The 17,615-nt window shown below is 62.8% G+C and carries 15 protein-coding genes; 9 read left to right on the top strand and 6 right to left on the bottom strand.

The features are described from left to right. Nucleotides 1-180: 180 nt before the first annotated feature. The 4 genes from H4V96_RS10720 (at nucleotide 181) to H4V96_RS10705 (ending at nucleotide 3,580) form a co-directional block, all read left to right on the top strand. The gene (locus H4V96_RS10720) at nucleotides 181-1,338 is read left to right on the top strand and encodes a HAMP domain-containing sensor histidine kinase (protein WP_196855752.1); all 1,158 of its coding nucleotides are present in this window, start codon (nucleotides 181-183) and stop codon (nucleotides 1,336-1,338) included. A 41-nt stretch (nucleotides 1,339-1,379) separates the two neighbouring features. Further along, entirely contained in the window at nucleotides 1,380-1,565 is a 186-nt protein-coding gene (locus H4V96_RS10715; protein WP_196855832.1) for a hypothetical protein, read from the top strand. Between the two features lie 127 nt (nucleotides 1,566-1,692). Continuing rightward, nucleotides 1,693-3,051, top strand: a complete 1,359-nt coding sequence (locus H4V96_RS10710; protein WP_196855753.1) for an alpha/beta hydrolase — start codon at nucleotides 1,693-1,695, stop codon at nucleotides 3,049-3,051. Nucleotides 3,052-3,154: 103 nt separating this feature from the next. Then, nucleotides 3,155-3,580: a transcriptional repressor gene (locus H4V96_RS10705; RefSeq protein WP_029496403.1), complete on the top strand. Its 426-nt coding sequence runs from the start codon at nucleotides 3,155-3,157 to the stop codon at nucleotides 3,578-3,580. Between the two features lie 13 nt (nucleotides 3,581-3,593). On the opposite strand, the gene H4V96_RS10700 is transcribed toward H4V96_RS10705, so the two are convergent. Further along, nucleotides 3,594-4,571, bottom strand: coding sequence for a GTP-binding protein (locus tag H4V96_RS10700; RefSeq protein ID WP_196855754.1), 978 nt, complete (start codon nucleotides 4,569-4,571; stop codon nucleotides 3,594-3,596). Between the two features lie 22 nt (nucleotides 4,572-4,593). Next, nucleotides 4,594-5,826 (bottom strand): zinc metallochaperone GTPase ZigA, encoded by a 1,233-nt coding sequence (zigA, locus tag H4V96_RS10695; protein ID WP_010398191.1) that lies wholly within the window; start codon nucleotides 5,824-5,826, stop codon nucleotides 4,594-4,596. A gap of 239 nt (nucleotides 5,827-6,065) precedes the next feature. Here zigA and H4V96_RS10690 point away from each other — a divergent pair, with 239 nt between their 5' ends. Further along, nucleotides 6,066-6,215: a hypothetical protein gene (locus H4V96_RS10690; RefSeq protein WP_196855755.1), complete on the top strand. Its 150-nt coding sequence runs from the start codon at nucleotides 6,066-6,068 to the stop codon at nucleotides 6,213-6,215. Between the two features lie 15 nt (nucleotides 6,216-6,230). Next, nucleotides 6,231-6,413, top strand: a complete 183-nt coding sequence (locus H4V96_RS10685; protein WP_196855756.1) for a hypothetical protein — start codon at nucleotides 6,231-6,233, stop codon at nucleotides 6,411-6,413. A 301-nt stretch (nucleotides 6,414-6,714) separates the two neighbouring features. On the opposite strand, the gene H4V96_RS10680 is transcribed toward H4V96_RS10685, so the two are convergent. From H4V96_RS10680 to H4V96_RS10665, 4 genes are all read right to left on the bottom strand, one after another. Further along, entirely contained in the window at nucleotides 6,715-7,053 is a 339-nt protein-coding gene (locus tag H4V96_RS10680; protein ID WP_196855757.1) for a hypothetical protein, read from the bottom strand. Nucleotides 7,054-7,253: 200 nt separating this feature from the next. Next, on the bottom strand, nucleotides 7,254-8,432 hold the full coding sequence (locus H4V96_RS10675) for a hypothetical protein (protein ID WP_010398188.1): 1,179 nt from the start codon (nucleotides 8,430-8,432) through the stop codon (nucleotides 7,254-7,256). A gap of 398 nt (nucleotides 8,433-8,830) precedes the next feature. Further along, a complete protein-coding gene (locus H4V96_RS10670) occupies nucleotides 8,831-10,021 on the bottom strand; it encodes an SDR family oxidoreductase (protein ID WP_280720923.1) in 1,191 nt (396 codons plus the stop codon). Beyond that, entirely contained in the window at nucleotides 10,021-11,325 is a 1,305-nt protein-coding gene (locus H4V96_RS10665) for a nucleotide sugar dehydrogenase (RefSeq protein ID WP_196855823.1), read from the bottom strand. The genes H4V96_RS10670 and H4V96_RS10665 overlap by 1 nt, the downstream gene beginning before the upstream one ends. Nucleotides 11,326-11,544: 219 nt before the next feature. Here H4V96_RS10665 and prsT point away from each other — a divergent pair, with 219 nt between their 5' ends. Genes prsT through H4V96_RS10650 form a run of 3 tightly spaced genes read left to right on the top strand, consistent with a single transcriptional unit; the run spans nucleotide 11,545 to nucleotide 17,612 of the window. After that, the gene (gene prsT, locus H4V96_RS10660) at nucleotides 11,545-14,325 is read left to right on the top strand and encodes an XrtA/PEP-CTERM system TPR-repeat protein PrsT (protein WP_196855758.1); all 2,781 of its coding nucleotides are present in this window, start codon (nucleotides 11,545-11,547) and stop codon (nucleotides 14,323-14,325) included. Nucleotides 14,326-14,328: 3 nt separating this feature from the next. After that, nucleotides 14,329-16,833, top strand: coding sequence for a hypothetical protein (locus tag H4V96_RS10655; protein ID WP_196855759.1), 2,505 nt, complete (start codon nucleotides 14,329-14,331; stop codon nucleotides 16,831-16,833). Next, entirely contained in the window at nucleotides 16,830-17,612 is a 783-nt protein-coding gene (locus tag H4V96_RS10650) for a serine protease (RefSeq protein WP_196855760.1), read from the top strand. Before H4V96_RS10655 ends, H4V96_RS10650 begins: the two co-directional genes overlap by 4 nt. Nucleotides 17,613-17,615: the final 3 nt, after the last annotated feature.

Here is a 17,615-nt window from a genome sequence, read left to right as displayed (position 1 = left end):
ATACAGGCTTTGCGCCTGCTCATGATGATCCACAAAACTTTTCCCTGGACGCATAGTCAGCCTCCTTTTCCGCTTGTAGCCTCCCCTGCGGTAGCGCGATGCCGGGCAATAAGGCGTTCCCCCGATGGCGCAATTGGCGCATACTATCGAAAGCATAGCCATTGCTGTGAGGGAGTTCGGGTGAATATTGCCACCGATCATGCGCTGCGGCGCCAGGCAGGCAGGCGCCAGCAACTGCAGCGCGCGCAGCGCATCTTCGCCATGCGCGACGCCGTTCTTAACGCGTGGGAGACGCGCGTGCGCGCCAGTGTGCGCGGCGCGGACCAATTGCTCACGCCCATACTCATCAATACCTTGCCGGCCTTTTTCCTTCATCTGGCAGAGGCGCTGACGCCGGGCCATCCGCGTGACAACGCCACCAGCAACAGCAACGTCCCTGCTGCACATGGCAATGAACGGGCGCGCATGACCAATTACGGGCCGGAACAAGTGATCCAGGAATACCAGATTTTTCGCGACTGCTTTGCCGCCGTCGCGCAGGACGCCGGCATCATGTTGCGCAGCAAAGACTGGCGTGTGCTCAACGAATCGATCGATATGGGCATCCGCGTATCGATACGCGAATTTACCAGCATGCACGAAGGCTTCCGGCGACGCATCGCCGCTGGCCTGTCGCATGACATGCGTAACCCCCTGGCCGTGATCAGCACCAGCGCCCAGTTGCTGCTGCGGCCGGCGGACCCGGAACGGATGGTATTGCTGGCGCACAAGATTGCCGAGCATTGCAAACGGCTTGACAGCATGATCGAGGAATTGCTCGATAGCCTCAGCTATTACCATGGCCAGCAACTGCCGCTGGTGCTGAGCCAGTTCGATGTGATGCCCCTGGTGCACGCCGTGGTCAGCCAGGTCAATCTGCAGCAGCCCGACAAATGCCAGGTCAGCGGCCTGACCGTCGTCGGCTGGTGGTGCGAGAACTCGCTGCGGCGGGCGCTGGAAAATCTGCTCGGCAATGCCCTCAAGTATGGCGCCGACGCGCCCATCAATGTGTACGTGGAAGCGGTGCATGAGCGCCTGCTCATCACCGTTCATAATGGCGGCCGGGCCATCGCGCCGGAACAGGCCGAACGCATTTTCGACTATCTGCGCCGCGAGAATGGCAGCGCCGCGCCGGGCTGGGGCATCGGCCTGCCCTTCGTGCAAAACGTGGCCGAAAGCCACGGCGGCAGCGTCGCCGTCGACAGCGCGCCTGAAACGGGCACCCGCTTCATTTTCGACGTCCCCATCGATTGCCGCCCTTTCGTGCAAACCGCCGACGCCGTCAAGCGTGACAGCTAGCGCCCTAACAGCAAGAGAAAATCAGCATCAAGCCAGACATCATGCACGCCGAGAAAATCAACAAAATGGCCCATTCGCGTTGGGAAATGCAGGCAATTTCCATCCTCCCCGACATTTGCATGCAGTTTGCCGGTGTCGATTTCCTCGACCCGCGAGCCTTCTGCTCCGATTCCGTGCCGGGCGTGACGGTCCTGCTGTCCGTGTACCGCGCCGGCAGAACGATTTAGGTCTACGTCATTGGCACTGGCTTGGCCGCGCTTGTTGCGCGGGAAGCTGGACAAATCGCTTTGCGCGTGCTTTTATGGCAATATAAATCAATATTCAATGTATAGTGACCTGAAAGGCAGGTGGCATATGGACTTGATCACTTCCGCCGTGCTGGCGGCCATCGAACATGGCGTGCCCAGCCATGCGCCCGAGGCTGTCACCGGCCAATATCAACGCCTGAAGCTGGCCATCGGCAAGTGCGACGGCGCTGCCGCCATCCTGGCCACCATCACCGCGCTGGAAGCGGCGCCGGCCAATCCCCAGCTGCAACTGGCGCTGTCGGCGGCCCTGGCCGCGGCAAACGTGCCCGATGACATGGGAACGCTGTTTGCCGCGCAGCGCTTGCTCGATACCCTGCAGCGCCTGCCTTCACCGCTGCCAGAGGTAGAAACGGCAGCCGCGCCAGCCGACAAGAGCGCCGTGGTGTCCAATTATGCGGTGGTGAAAGTGTATTTCGCCACCGACCGCCAGCGCAATGTGGGCAAGCCGCCGGCCCAGCGCTTCAGCGGCGAACGCAGCAAAGGCATGAGTAGCGGCAATGGCGGCGGCGATGGCCAGCTCAGCTATGGCAGCTGCGACATCAGCATCCCCCGCGACCACCGCATGGGCCAGCTGGAGTCGCCGTCGCTATGGCGCCTTGAGTTTCGCAACGACCCGGCCAAACACGTCGTGCTGCTGACGGCCGAAGTGCAGGGCCGCGATAATTTCTTTGCCGCCCTGAAAACGCAGATACGCGCCTCGGCTGGCAAGAGCGCCTTTGTCTTCTTCCACGGCTACAATGTGAGCTTCGAGGATGCGGCCCGGCGCACGGGCCAGATGGCCTACGACCTCGGTTTCGATGGCGCCCCCGTATTTTATAGCTGGCCGTCGCGCGGCGACGTGGCCGGCTACACCATCGATGAAAACAATATCGAATGGAGCACGCCCCACATCACCAACTTTCTGGCCGACTTTCTCGCCAGCACGGAGGCGGCGCAAGTGTATCTGGTAGGACACAGCATGGGTAGTCGCGGGCTGACGCGGGCCGTGGCCGACTTGCTGGCCGCGCAGCCGCAGCTGGCGCAAAAAATCACGGAACTCATCTTGTCTGCGCCCGATATCGACGCAGCCATCTTCAAGCACGATATCGCGCCGCAACTGGCCGGCGCGCGCAACCCCGTCACTTTGTATGCCTCATCGCAAGACTTGGCCCTGGCCGCCTCGCAAGCCGTGCACGGCTACCCGCGCGCAGGCGACAGTGGCGCCGGCATGCTGATCGTGGCTGGCGTGGAAACCATCGACGCCACGGGCGTCGACACGAGCTTCATGAAGCACGCGTACTTTGCGGAAAAGCGCTCGGCTCTTGCCGACATGTTTTACTTGATACGCGACAATACGCGTGCCGACCAGCGCTTTCTCGACCCCGTCGATACCGTAGCCGGTCGCTATTGGGCGTTCAAAACATGACGCGGCTTCATGCTTGTCGGCACGCATGCTAAGATACGGCCCATAGGGTGGCAAAGGCACGGCGATGACGCCGCCCGCCGATCCGCCGCAAGCAGGCCATATCATGTTGACAACATCCTCTACACCGCAAGCCGAATCGTTGATACGCAACACCAACGCCCGCGTCACCAAGACGCGCGTGAAGGTGCTCGACTTTTTAATGCTGCAAAGCCGTTCACTGACCCACCATGAAATCCAGCAGGCACTGTCGCAAGACAGCGATATCGATTCCGTCACGCTGTACCGGGTGCTCGAATGGCTGACGGAAAATGAACTGGTGCACCGCATCGCGGGCGCCGACCAGGTGTGGCGCTTCAGTGCGGGTGCCGGCCACCAGGCGCACGAACACGCACACTTCCAGTGCACCAAATGCGCGAACGTCACCTGTTTCAATGAAGTCAAGCTGCCTGCCCCGGTGCTCTTGCCCGAAGGTTTTAGCGGCGACGAAGTCGATTATTTAATCAAGGGCCTGTGCCCGCGCTGCAAGTAAGGCCATTCTGGCATCAGCTGAGCACGCAGCGATCCAGTCCACGCGTCAGCATCTGCTGCGGCAAATCGCGACCGATGAAAATGATCTTGCTGGCGCGCGTTTCGCCATCGCGCCACGGCGCACCCAGTTCCGATCCCATCAGCATGTGCACGCCCTGGAACACGGCGCGGCATGGCACGTCGGCAACGTAGAGAATGCCCTTGTAACGCATCAGCTGACTGCCGAACAGCTGCACCACGGCATCGAGAAAGTTTTCCACCTGAAGTAAATCAAGGGCCTGGGACTGGTGGTAGACGAACGATTGCACGCCGTCGCCATGGCGGTGGCCTAATTCTCCCAGGAAATCGGGCTCCAGCTCAACGATGGCGCTCAAATGGAAGCCACGAATATTCAGGATATCGCGCAGCGGTACGTGGCCAAAGCGCACCTTCTGTATGCGGGCGCGGCCATTGATGGCGAACAAACGCTGGCGCAGTGCGGCCAGCTCATCCTTGCCGACCAGGTCCGTCTTCGACAACAAGATGCGGTCGGCAAAGCCTACCTGCTCCTGCGCTTCCTGGTGCAAGGTCAATTGCTCTTGTGCGTGGCGCGCGTCCACCACCGTCAAAATGGCGTCGAGCATGTAAAACTCGCTGACAGACGGCTCGGCAAAGAAGGTTTGCGCCACCGGGCCAGGCGCGGCCAGACCCGTCGTTTCGATGATCACGTGGTCGAAGGCGATCGTCTGCGCTGCGCGCTTGGCTTGCAACTGCCCCAGGATGCGGATCAGGTCGCCCCGCACGCTGCAGCAGATACAGCCATTGTTCACTTCCACGATCTGCTCGTCGCTTTCTCGCAGCAGCAAGTCATGGTCAATGCTTTCTGCCGCAAACTCATTTTCAATCACGGCGATGCGCACGCCGTGATCAGCCTGCAATATGCGCTTGAGTAAGGTGGTTTTCCCGCTGCCGAGAAAACCCGTGATGATGGTCACGGGGATCAATTCTGTCATGAGGCATGCTTTCTTTGTACGCTTAGTCTTCCAGTTCTTCCATGCGCTGCCATTGCGGGAAGGGGTCGGGCAGCTTGCGCCAGGCGGCCATGCCCTGGCGCGTCTCTGTATCGTTGAGTTGACACTGTCTCAAGGCCGCCTCGATGGCGGCCTGGTCCATGTCCTGCCCGATGAAGACAAGCTCCTGGTAGCGGTCGCCGTATACCTCGCTCCAGCCCGCCTTCACTTCCGCCAGCGAGACCGCATCCGTGGGCCAGCGCTCCTTCGGCACGCAAGCCCACCACAAGCCCACGGGCTCGATATTCATCAGTTTGCCCGCGCCAGACAGGCTCGCTACCCATTCAGGGCGGCTGGCCAGCCAAAAATATCCCTTGCTGCGCACCACGCCGGGAATCGGCTGGGAAATATAGTCATGCAGACGCTGCGCGTGAAATGGCTCTCTCGCCCGGTAGACGAAGCTGCCGATGCCATACGTTTCGGTTTCTGGCGTATGGATCCCCGCCAGCTCTTGCGCCCAGCCCGGCATGGCGGCCGCCTGCTCCAGATCGAACAGATTTGTGCCCAAAATGGCGTCCAGGGGCACGACAGACTGGTTGGTTTCGATGATGCGTGCTGCCCGATTCAAGGCCTTCAGGATGGCCAGTACGCGCAGGCGCTCATCGGCCTGCACCATGTCAACCTTGTTGAGGACAATGACATTGGCAAACTCGATTTGTTCCGTCAATAAATTGGCCAGTTGACGGTCGTCGCCCTCGCCTGCGGTTTCGCCGCGCTGCTCCAGGCTGTCTTCGCTATGAAAATCGGCCAGCAGGTTGGCGCAGTCGACCACGGTAACCATGCAGTCGATGCGCGCCACATCGTTCAGGCTGTCGCCGTGCTCATCCTCGAAGTCGAAGGTGGCGGCCACGGGCATCGGCTCGCCCACGCCCGTCGATTCGATCAGCAAATAATCGAAGCGGTCTTCGGCAGCCAGACGCCGTACTTCCTGCAGCAAATCGTCGCGCAAGGTGCAGCAGATGCAGCCGTTGGACATTTCCACCAGTTTTTCTTCCGTGCGCGAGAGGGCCGCGCCGGCCGCTGCGGCGCTGTCCTTGACCAGCGCGGCGTCGATATTGACTTCGCTCATATCGTTGACGATGACGGCCACGCGTTTGCCTTCGCGGTTGCGCAGTATGTGGTTAAGCAAGGTAGTCTTGCCGGCACCGAGAAAGCCGGATAGGACGGTGACGGGGAGTTTGCGCTGCAACTGGGGCATGGGATTCCTTCAGGGTGGAGCCAAATAGGGCTGATCATGGAGCTTAAACCATCAAATGCAATTTACCTGCATTAACAATTATAATGCAACTTGATTGCATTTTGGTGGCAATCGTTGCCTGTCGCTCCCGCCTCTGGCCTGCAGCTGCCATCGCACACGCATGGCGATGCCAATCAGGCCAGCATTAGGCTTGACTTCAGGTCACTATCTTCGTCTTGGGGTATGGCGGGCAGACAGCAATGGCAGGCAGCTTGTCGCCGTTGATGCCGGGCCTGCTGGCGGCGAACGGCGAAGGCGTAGCGAAAAATTCAAGTATCGCGGCGCGCTGGCTGGAAAAATCGAGCGAACTGGGCAATCGACACGCCATGATCCTTCTGTACAACGCCTAGCGCGAAGGCCGCAGCGTGCCGCGCGACCAGCTCAAGGGCCGTGCAATGCTGGAAGAAGCGGCTCAGCACGAATACCCGCCCGCCATCGAGGAACTGGCCATGACGGTGCAAGCGGACGACGCCATCCGCGCGGGCCACCTGATGAAGGAAGCGACGGAACACCGGCACAATAACTGCAACAGGTTTCAAGCCACATGAAGGCTGACCCATCTTGCGCGGTGGAATGCCTGCTGGAAGCATGAGTTTGCCGGGCACGCAGTGTGTTCGTGGGCAAGCTGATGGGATGACATGACAGCGGCGCGGCGGCGGCCAGCCCGGCAATGGCACTAATCTTATGCGACGCCCGCCCAAGCGCGGTGAGCCTGGCATACAGGCTCAGCCCTGACAGTGCAGGGACAGGTCCTGGCGAGACGGCTGGGCAGTCCTGGAAACAATGCTTGCTCCCTAGCACCTTGCGCCCCGGCTCCCAGTCGTCAAAGCAGCCGGGTCTACTTACTGTCTACCAGCGCTGGATATCGATCTGGCCCGTAAGGCTCGTCTCTACCGGGTAGCCATCGACCTGCAAGGGCACGCGCCGCTTGACGGACGCGTCGCGCAGATACACGATGATCGCGTCCTGACCAACGGCAGTGCGCCCCAGGCTGACGCCTTCCACGCCGTCGATGGCCATCAACGCCCGCTCATTGCGCTGCCTTGCCGCTTCCAGGCGCCCCTGGGGCGCTGCATGGACGTAGGGTCCCCCTGCAATCGCAGGGCCAGGAGATTCATCTGGCAAGTACGGCATGGCGGCGTCCTCAAAGACGGTATATGGCGATTGTGCAAATTTACTGTTTGACATGACACATCCTCCTGATGCATTCCATGATACACCCCAGCATCGGGCCATCCGGCGCAGCGATGCACGATGGCCCGATAAAACCAAGGCTGGCCGCTACGCGCTACCCACGGCCAGGCATCGACGCTATCTATCATCATCGTGCAAAAGGCAGCGTTATGCAAGGCGGCATGCCGCCGCCGCGCCATCTCCTACCAGCTTGTTCAGGTGTACAGATTGACGTCGAGCGCCACCACCACCCGCCGCATCTGGTTGGCGAAGGTGATGTTGCCGCCGCCGGCGAACAACAGGCCGACGGGATTACGCTGCTGGTTCCAGGTCCAGATGGACGAGCCGGAATCGCCACCCGCACTGAACGCTCCGCTCACGCCCGTGATAGCGATCTGGTCCCGGAACAAGGCGATCCTGCCACCGCCGTAATTGACGTTGATGGTAGCGCCTAGCCCCGTAATGCGGCCCTGCGTCAATTGTGTGGTGCGCCCGGATTTGCCGACCAGCATGCCTAGCGAGGGTGCCACCAGCGCATTGCTGATGCGGAAGTAGGCTGGTACGCCGCCGCTCAGGTAGACCAGTTCGGGCCGCACCCTGTCTGGCCAGGCCCAGCCGGTGGCGCAATCGACAAAATTGACGCCGCCGCTGAAATTGATGGGCACGAAGCGCTCCAGCACGGCCACTTGATCTTGCGGGCAGCGGCCACCGTCGATGGGACCCGGCTGCACGATGCAGTCGTTGAACGCGGCGCCGTTGGAATTGGCCAGCACGTGATTATTGCTAAGAATCATCAAGCGGCTGTTGCGCGGCGCGCTGCGCCCGACGGCCAGACAGCCGATAGTGCCGGCCGTGATGCGGAAATGCCCGACCGAGACGCCGCCCGGCGCTGGGCGCAAGCGGAAACGATGCGGCTGCGCGTCGATCACGCCCGTGACGACGATGTTGACCGGCACCCTGTCGCTGGCCACGGCGCGCACACCCATGGCCCCCACGATGGCCGCCTTGGCGCGGTCGACGGAAGTGGGTTCGGCCACGTACAGAGTCAACGCTGGCAAGCCCGGTTCGCCAGACGAGCTGTCGCTGGCGCCCTCGCCCAGGCCGATGGATACCCCCTGGATATTGCCGCCGTCGCTGAAGGCATCGGCGGCGCGCACGCCGCCTGCCTGGGCCAGGCTCTGATGCATGCCGTCTTCGATGCTGCGCTTGATTTCCAGCAATTCCATACTGACGCCGCTCAAGGCGTCGGGCAGGTCGGAGACGGACGCGCTCTCGACCATATTATCGTCTTCGCCGGGGGCGGAAAATTGGCCGACGGCCTCTTCATCATCCGCGTTTTGCCCCCTGCCACTGCTGCCTGGTGGGGCACTAAAACCATTGTCATTGCCTATCATCATGTACTCCTCGTGGGTCGCTCTGAATATTCAGTGTGGGCGGGCTGCGGCAAGCGGTATTGATCCAGATTGAACTGTGCTGACGCATGACGGCACCGCGCCGCCTGTGGCAAGGAAGGAAAAAATAGTTCCTCTGTCAACGTTGAGCGAAATCAGGCATGCGGGCGTAGGCGATGCCGTATGCTTGGAATCTAAAATTTAAAATTTCAAACTCCATGCTTGACCCTGCTGATCGGAGTCCGAGTCAATGCAGGTATTGCGCAGCATGGCGCTCGGCCACCAGTACGCACATCGCGCAGGCACCTCCTGTGCACCTCTTGCAAACCTCTTGCACCCGTTGCACACCTCCTGCGCATCACCTCCCCCCACGCGCAACGGATCAACAACAAATGCGCACCTCAGGCCAGGCCCGCCTGCGCCACATACCAGGCGATGGTGTGACGCAAGCCTTGCGCCAGGTCATGCGTGGGTACATAGCCCAGCAAACGGGTGGCCTTGGTGATGTCCGCCTGCGAATGGCGCACGTCACCAGCGCGAAATTGGCCATATTCGGGCGCCAGCGGCACATGTTGCGCTAGTGTAGCGAGCAACATCTGTTGCATGGTGGCGTGCAACTGCGTCAAACTGGTGCGGGCGTTGACGGCGACGTTATAGACCTGGTTGACGGCGTTCGGGTCCGTGCGCGTGGCAGCGAGGATATTCGCTTGCACCGCATTATGTACAAAGCAGAAATCGCGGCTGGTGGCGCCGTCGCCATGGATGTGTACAGCCTGCTTATCGAGCATGGCGGCAATCCAGCGGGGAATGACGGCGGCATAGGCACCCAGCGGGTCTTGTCGCGGACCGAAGACATTGAAGTAGCGCAGCCCGATCGTTTGCATGGCGTAGCAGCGCGCGTACACTTGCGCATACAGTTCATTGACATATTTACTCAAGGCATACGGCGACAGGGGCGCGCCGATATGCTGCTCCACTTTCGGCAGGGCCGGGTGGTCGCCATAGGTAGCGCTGGACGCGGCATATACGAAGCGCTGCACGCCCGCAGCATGCGCGGCGGCCAGCATGTTCAGGTGACCGTTGATGTTGACGCCATGGCACAGCAGCGGGTCTTCCAGCGAACGCGAGACAGAACCGAGCGCCGCCTGGTGCAACACGTAGTCGACAGGGCCGCCAGTATCGGCACGACTGCTGCCGGCCAGGCTGCCGCCGGCAGCGTCGTGATCAGCATGAACCGCGTTGGCGCCTTGCGATCCGCAAGCGCGCGCGCAGGCCTGCGGATCGCGGATATCGCCTTCGACAAAGGTGAAACGTCGCCATGCCGCTACGCCCACGCTGACACGCACTTGCTCCAGGTTATGCCGGTGGCCGGTCAGGAAATTGTCCAGGCCGCGCACTTCCTGGCCCAGTTGCAGCAAGGTTTCCAGCAGGTGCGAGCCGATGAAACCGGCCACGCCCGTCACCAGCCAGCGGCGCGGCGTCCTGGCCAGTTGCGCACAGGTTTGCGCGTAGGCACTAGCAGCCGGGTCTGCCATGGCGCCGGCTACGTCCTGCGCCGTCGCTGCTGTCACATCGCCAGCGTCGGTCAGCATCACAGCCGCCACACATGCAGGCCGCCGTCCTGTAGCGGACGCGGGTCAAAATGCGATTTGATGTCGATGAAGCAACCGTTTTCCAGCACCTTGCTCTGGAAATCGGCCAGCGGGCGCGCCAGCAGGGCCTGGTGCGAGACGGCGCTGATGATGGCTTCGGCGCGCGGCAGTTGCTCCCAGCTTTCCAGCAATAGATCGTATTGTTCCAGCGCCTCGCGGCGATCGGCGACGGGGTCGTGCACATGCACCTGCACACCGTACGATTGCAGTTCGTGAATCATGTCGACCACTTTAGAATTGCGCAGATCCGGGCAATTTTCCTTGAAAGTGAGGCCCAGCACGTTGATGTGCGAACCTTTCAATTTGAAACCGGCGCGCACCATTTCCTTGATGGTTTTTTCCGCCACGAACTTGGCCATGCCGTCGTTGATGCGGCGCCCGGCCAGGATCACGTGCGGGTGGTAGCCCAGCATTTCCGCCTTGTGCGTCAGATAGTAGGGGTCGACGCCGATGCAGTGGCCGCCCACCAGCCCGGGCCGGAATGGCAAAAAATTCCATTTCGTGCCCGCCGCCTGCAGCACTTCCTCGGTGTCGATGCCGATACGGTCAAAGATGATGGCCAGCTCGTTCATCAGCGCGATGTTCAGGTCGCGCTGCGTGTTTTCGATGACCTTGGCCGCTTCCGCCACGCGGATGCTCGACGCGCGGTGTACGCCGGCTGCGACCACGCCTTCGTACAGGGCAGCGACCTTGTCCAGGGTGGCAGCGTCGTCACCCGAGACCACCTTGCGGATGCTGTGCAGGGTATGCGCCTTGTCGCCAGGGTTGATGCGCTCGGGCGAAAAGCCCACATGAAAATCTTCCTTCCAGCGCAGGCCAGAATGCTGCTCGAGGATGGGGATGCAGATTTCCTCGGTGGCGCCCGGATACACGGTGGACTCGTAGATGACGATGGCGCCGCGCCGCATATGGCGCCCGACGGCAGCGCTGGCGCCGGCCAGGGCGGAGAAATCGGGATTGTGCGCGCTGTCGACGGGCGTGGGTACGGCCACGACGATGAAATCGGCCAGTTCAAGCTGGGCCGGATCGCAGCCCACGCTCAGCCACTGCGCCGCGCGCAACTGTTCCGTACTGACTTCGCCGGTGGGGTCGACATGGTTGCGATAATTCTCGACCTTGCGTGTCGACAAGTCAAAGCCGATGGTGCGCTGGCGCATGCCAAACGCCACGGCCAGCTGCAAGCCGACATAACCGAGCCCTACCACCGCCACCACGACCGCCTTGCTATCCACGCTGCTGTCCATGTGCATGTGCTCCAAATGGTTGCGGCCTGAGCATCGCCGTGCGGGAAATTCTACGGTCGCCGGCCCGGTCATTCTTGAGCGGGAACAAGAAATGCGGATTGACGATAAGCAGGCGCGTGCAGAATCGGCACCTAGTTGAGCGCAATCAAGGAGAGCGACGGCCATTTTTTTAAGCTAGGCCATGCCCATCGCTGATGCACGCCGCTACCGGAGACTTCCATGGTCCGTTCCCTGCCCCGCCCTTTTCCCGGCTTGCCGGCCGTCGCGCTGTGCTGCACCCTGCTGCTGCCCTTGCTGGCGGGGTGCCACGGCACGCAGAGCAGCGCTTCCCTGCTGGCCGACGCGCAGCAGTACCGCCAAAAGGGCGAGGCACGCGCCGCCATCATCCAGTTGAAGAACCTGTTGCAAAAGGAGCCGGACAGCGCGCCAGCGCGCTTACTGCTGGGCAGCATCTATATCGACACGGGCGAAGCGCTGTCTGCCGAGAAAGAATTGCGCAAGGCAAGGTCGCTGGGGCTAGCATCGCAGCAAGTCATGCCACTGCTGGGCAAGTCCTGGCTGATGCTGGGCCAGTTCGACAAAGTCCTGGCCGAGATCGCCGACGATGCGGCGCAGCCCGCCAACGTGCTGGCCCTGCGCGGCGATGCCTTGTTGGCCCTGGGTCGCCAGGACGAGGCGCGCGCCGTGTTTGCGCGCCTGCTGGAAGCCCATCCCGGCCAGGTCGAGGCCTTGCTGGGCCTGGCGCGGCTGGCGGCGCAGGAGCAGCAATTGTCGGCGACCGAGTTGCTGCTGGCGCAAGCGTTGAACAACGCGCCCGCCAACCTCGACGCCTTGCGCCTGCAGGGCGACCTGCTGCGCCTGCAAGGCAAGAACGGCGCAGCGCGCCTGGCCTACATGCACATTCTCAAGCTCAAGCCGGACAATACCCAGGCCCATATCGACCTGGCCAACCTAGATATCCTGGAAAACCGCTACCTGGAAGCGGCCGCCCAGCTGGCCACGGCGCGCAAAACGGCACCCAACAGCCTGGGCCTGCTGCAAGTCCAGGCTATGCTCGATTTCCGCCAAGGCAAGAACAAAGCGGCCCTGCAATCGTTGCAACTGGTGCTCAGGGCGGCGCCCGAGCACATGCCAGCCATCTTGCTCGCTGGCGCCGTGCAACTGAAGCTGGGCTCGCCGCAATTGGCGGAAACCTATTTGCAGCGCTTCCTGGCCGTCTATCCCACACATGTGTACGCGCTCAAGATGATGGCGTCGATCGAACTGATGCGCGGCAAAACGGACGCCGCCCTCGACCTGCTACAGCCGGCGCTATCGACCTTTCCCAACGACGTGGAATTGCTGTCGCTGGCGGGCGAGGCGCATTTGCGCGCGCGCCGCTATGACAAGGCTGCGGCGTTTTTCGAACAGGCCAATACCCTGGCGCCGGACACGGCCAGGCTGCATGCAGCGCTGGGCATGAGCCACCTGGGCATGGGCGAGAACAGCCGTGCCATCGACGAGCTGGAACGCGCCAGCGTGCTCGACAAGAACACGCCGCAGGTGGGCACCATACTGGTGCTGACCTTGCTGCGCAACCAGCAGAACGACAAAGCCTTGGCCACCGTCAAGATGCTGGAACAGCAGCAAGGCACGAATCCACTGTTGCTGAACCTGAAAGGCGGCGTCTACCTGGCCTTGCGCGACGTGCCTGCCGCGCGCGCCAGTTTCGAGCAGGCCCTGGGGATGGACCCTGTGTACTTAGCGGCCCTGAACAACCTGGCGCAACTCGACCTGGCCGGGAAAAAACCACAACAAGCGCAACAGCGCTTCGAGCGAGCGCTGGCGAAAGCGCCAAAAAACGCCGACCTGTGCGCGGCGCTGGCCAAGCTGGCCGCCTCGCAGGGCAAGACGGACGAGGCGCGGCGCTGGCTGGAACGTGGCCATCGCGACAATCGCGACGCCGTTGCGCCGGCTTTGCTGCTGAGTAACTTTTACCTGCAGACAGGCGCGCCGGACAAGGCGCTGGAACTGGCGCGTACCCTGCAGGCTGGCCACCCGGGCGACGCCGATGCACTGGCCATGCGGGCGCAGGTCGAATACGGCGCCGGCCAGACGCAGGCGGCGCTCGACAGCTACAGCAAGCTGGCCAGCATACAGACGACATCGGCACCGGTGCAGATGCGCATTTCCAGCCTGCATCTGGCGCTGGGCGAGCACCAGAATGCGCTGCAAGCGGTCAAGCGGGCGCAAGTGCTCGATCCTACGCTGCTCGAAGCGCGCGTGGTCGAAGTGGCGCTGCTGCTGGCCCTGAACCGCCAGCACGACGCGCTGGCCGTGGCGCGCCAAGTGCAGCATCAGCAGCCGAAGCTGGCGGCCGGCTACAAGCTCGAAGGCGATGTGCTGATGGCGCAGAAACTGCCGCAGGACGCCGTCAAGCTGTACCAACACGCCCTCCAGCTCAGCAATATCGGGCCTATGCAGGTACAGCTATACCGCGCCTTGCTGGCCGCCGGCCAGCTGCGCGAGGCCGATGCACGCATGGCGGCCTGGCTGCAAGACAAGCCCGATGACTTGGGACTGCGCAGCTACGTGGCCGGCGTCAAACTGGCGGCAAAGCAATACCGCTCGGCCATCGAACAGCTGCAGTACATCGTTGCCAAGGACGCGGCCAATGTGGCGGCACTGAACGACCTGGCGTGGGCATATCAACAGCAACAAGATCCGCGCGCGCTGGCAACGGCCGAACAGGCGCTCAAGCTGGTGCCGGACAATCCCATCGTGCTCGATACCCTGGGCTGGATCGTGCTGGAACAGGGCGATGTCAAGCAGGCGACTACCCTGCTGCGCAAGGCCGCCGGCCTGGCGCCAAAGTTAGCTGAAATACAATACCACCTGGGTGCGGCACTGGCCAAATCGAGCGACAAGCCGGGAGCGCGCAAGCAACTGGAACAACTGCTTGCCGCTCACAAGAATTTCCCGCAGCGGGCCGAGGCGCAGGCCTTGCTGACCCAGCTTTAGGCCATGCTGGCGCCCGCAGCCCTGCCCGCCCTGGCAGCACGACTGCTGGCCTTGCTGGCAGGCGCCGCCTGCATGCTGGCACTGCGCCACTATCCGCTGGGACATGGCTGGCCGGGCCTGCTGTTTACTGCCCTGCTGCCCGCCTATTTTTTACTGCTGCGCTGGCGTCCGGCCTGCTGGCTGTTTTGCGTGCCCGCCTTGCTGCCCGTGCTGGACCTGGCACCGTGGACGGGCCGCTTCTTCCTCGAAGAAATTGACGTGCTGCTAATGCTGACGGTCGCTTGCGGCTATTGGCGCCTGGGCGGACCGGCCCAGAGCGCAGCGATGCAGCTAGCGCCTTGCGCCCGCGCCTGCCTGCTGCTGTGCACCCTGGCGTGGCTGGCAGCGCTGCTGCGCGGCGTCCTGCCGCTGCCGTCCCTGGACGTGTATGCCTGGGATAATTACCTGAGCCCTTACAACAGCTTGCGACTGGGCAAGGCCTGGGCCTGGAGCATGCTGCTGTTGCCGCTGTTACTGCGCGATGGCGACGCGTCCGCCCTGCGCCGCTACGCGCTGCCGGGCATGCTGGCCGGGCTGGCCATGGTGTCGCTGTTCGCGCTGTGGGAAAGGGCCGTGTTTCCCGGCTTGATGAACCTGTCCAGCGACTACCGCATCACGGCGCCGTTTTCCGCCATGCACACGGGCGGCGCCGCGCTGGATGGCTATCTGGCCCTGAGCCTGCCATTTGCGGGACTGTGGCTGGCGCGCGCGCGCAGCCGCTGGCAGGCGGCGCTGGCCTTGCTACTGCTGGCATTGGCCCTGCACGCGGCATGCGCCACCTTTTCACGCGGCCTGTATGCAGCCCTTGCAGCGGCCTTGGCAGCGCTCTTGCTGCTTGCCTTCTGGCAAACCTTGCGCGTAGCCTCCGGCGCGGCGCGGCAACAGGCTCGCTGGCTAGCCGTGCGTGGCATCATGCTAAGGCTGCTGTTAGCCGGCCTGGGCAGCGTCCTGCTTGTACACATGTTCAGCGTGGCCGGCTACCGGGGTTTGCTCGCCGCCGTGCTGCTGCTCGCGGCCAGTTTCGTGCTGGCAGCGCGGCCCTTGCCATGGCGCCTGGCGCCGGCCAGCGTGCTGTGCGCGCTATGCTTGCAGGGGCTGCTGGCCAGCTGGTGGCCGCTAGGGGAAGGCCAGCAGGCAAGCGGCTTGCTGAAAGGTCCGTATTTCCTCTTTTCGCTGGCCACCGTGCTGCTGGCGGTCGTGCTGCTGCCCGGCCCTGTGGGGCCGTGCAGCAGCGATGCCAGCCAGCCAGCCAGGCTGAGCCTGGCGATGATGGCATGGACCATGCTGGCGTGCAATGTCGTCTGGATAGGCTGGCACTGGGCCGGCGCTCGCGCCTTGGCGCCAGCCGGGCTGGTCGTCCTGTTGGCCATGCTGATGCTGTGCAATGGACGCTTGCATCCACCACTGTGGCGGCTCGATCGCACCAGCCTGAGCATGGCGGGCGCGGGGGCCATCGTACTGCTGCTGGCCATTCCCATCTCGGCCAGCTATTACGCCACCGAACGTTTTGCCAACACCGCCTTCGACATGCAAGGCCGCTTGCGCCATTGGCGGCAAGTACTGGCCATGCAGCCGTCCGACTGGAAAGATCAGCTGTTTGGCATGGGCATGGGCAGCTTTCCTGCCACGTATTACTGGCATAATCCCGCGGGCGAAGTGCCAGCCAGCATCGCGTATGCGCCGCAAAACAGCGCGCCTGGCAACTATTATGTGCGCCTGGCCAGTCCCGGCTACAGCGCCGGCTATGGCGAATTGCTGCGCCTGTTGCAACGCCTGCCCGTGCAGCCTGCCACGCGCTACACCCTGGCGCTCGACGCGCGCCGAACCGACGCCATGCCCTTGCTGCTGGTGCGCCTGTGCCAGAGACAATTGCTGTACGCACAAAACTGCGCGCCTATCGCACTGCGCCTGCGCCTGCCGCAACCCGATGCTGCGGCCAGCGCGTGGCAGCACTATGAAGTACCGTTCGACAGCGGCTCGCTGGGCGCGGGCGCCTGGCTGCTGCGCCCGCCCGTGCAGCTGGAACTGGCCGCCAGCGGCACGACCACGTCGTCCGTGATCGACATCGACAATCTGAGCCTGCGCGCGCCCGGCGGTGAGGAATTGATCGCCAACGGCGACTTTGCGCAGGCCAACAATTACTGGTTTTTCAGCAGCGACCATCATCACTTGCCGTGGCATATCAAGAGCCTGGCGCTACACTTAGTGGTGGAAACGGGCTGGTGCGGCGCACTATCCATGCTGGTCCTGCTGGTCCTGGCCGGTCTGCGCCTGCTGCGCCAGGGCGTACGGGCGCAGACCGGCCAGGGCGCGCTGGCCTGCGTCGCCGCCCTGTTGGGCTTTCTCGTCGTCGGCCTGTTCGACAGCCTGCTCGACGTACCGCGCATCGCCGTGCTGTTCTATCTGATGCTGCTGTGTGCCTTGCTGCAGCCCCCGCCACCGCTTGCCGCTGAAAGTGCGCCGCCATGAAAGCCATGCCATACACATTTTTCTTTGCCCTGCGATCGTGCCTCGTCCTGGCTTGGGTCGCCGCGCCCTGCCGCGCCGACGACACCCTGGCGCAAGTCGTTACGCGCGTGAAACCGTCCATCGTCGGCGTGGCCAGCCTGGAAAAGACGCGCACGCCGCCCATGCGTTTCGTCGGCACAGGCTTCGTGGCAGGCGACGGCTTGAGCGTGCTTACTTGCGCCCATGTCATCGAGAACATGCTCGACGCCAATCCCGGCGAAGTCATCGGCATACTCACGGGCCAGGGTCAGACGGCGCAATTTCGCCACGCCAAGGTACAGGCGCTGGACGCGGAGCACGACCTGGCCTTGCTGCGCTTCACGGGCGCGCCACTGCCCGCCCTGACATTGGGCGACGCGGCCACCGTGCGCGAAGGCCAAGCCATGGCCTTTACCGGCTTTCCGCTGGCTACCTTGCTGGGCTTATATCACGTGACGCACCGCGCCATCGTATCGTCGCTGACGCCGGTGGTCATACCGAGCGAAAATGCACAGCGCCTGGACCTGCGGCGCCTGGCGCAACTGAAAAAAACACCGTACATCGTGTTCCAACTGGACGCAACGGCATATCCGGGCAGCAGCGGCAGCCCCCTGTACGACCCCGAGACCGGCATCGTCTACGGCATCGTCAATATGGTCTATCTCAAAGGTTTGAAAGAGGCCGCCATCAGCGCGCCGAGCGGCATCAGCTATGCGATTCCGGGCAGCCATATGCAATCGATCTTGCTGAAAGAAAAATGACCT

Origin of the sequence: Janthinobacterium sp. CG_23.4 (genome assembly GCF_029892305.1) — a bacterium.
Classification (GTDB): domain Bacteria; phylum Pseudomonadota; class Gammaproteobacteria; order Burkholderiales; family Burkholderiaceae_D; genus Janthinobacterium; species Janthinobacterium lividum_D.
Note: the sequence above shows the minus strand (reverse complement) of the source record. Positions and strands in the feature narration are given on the sequence as shown.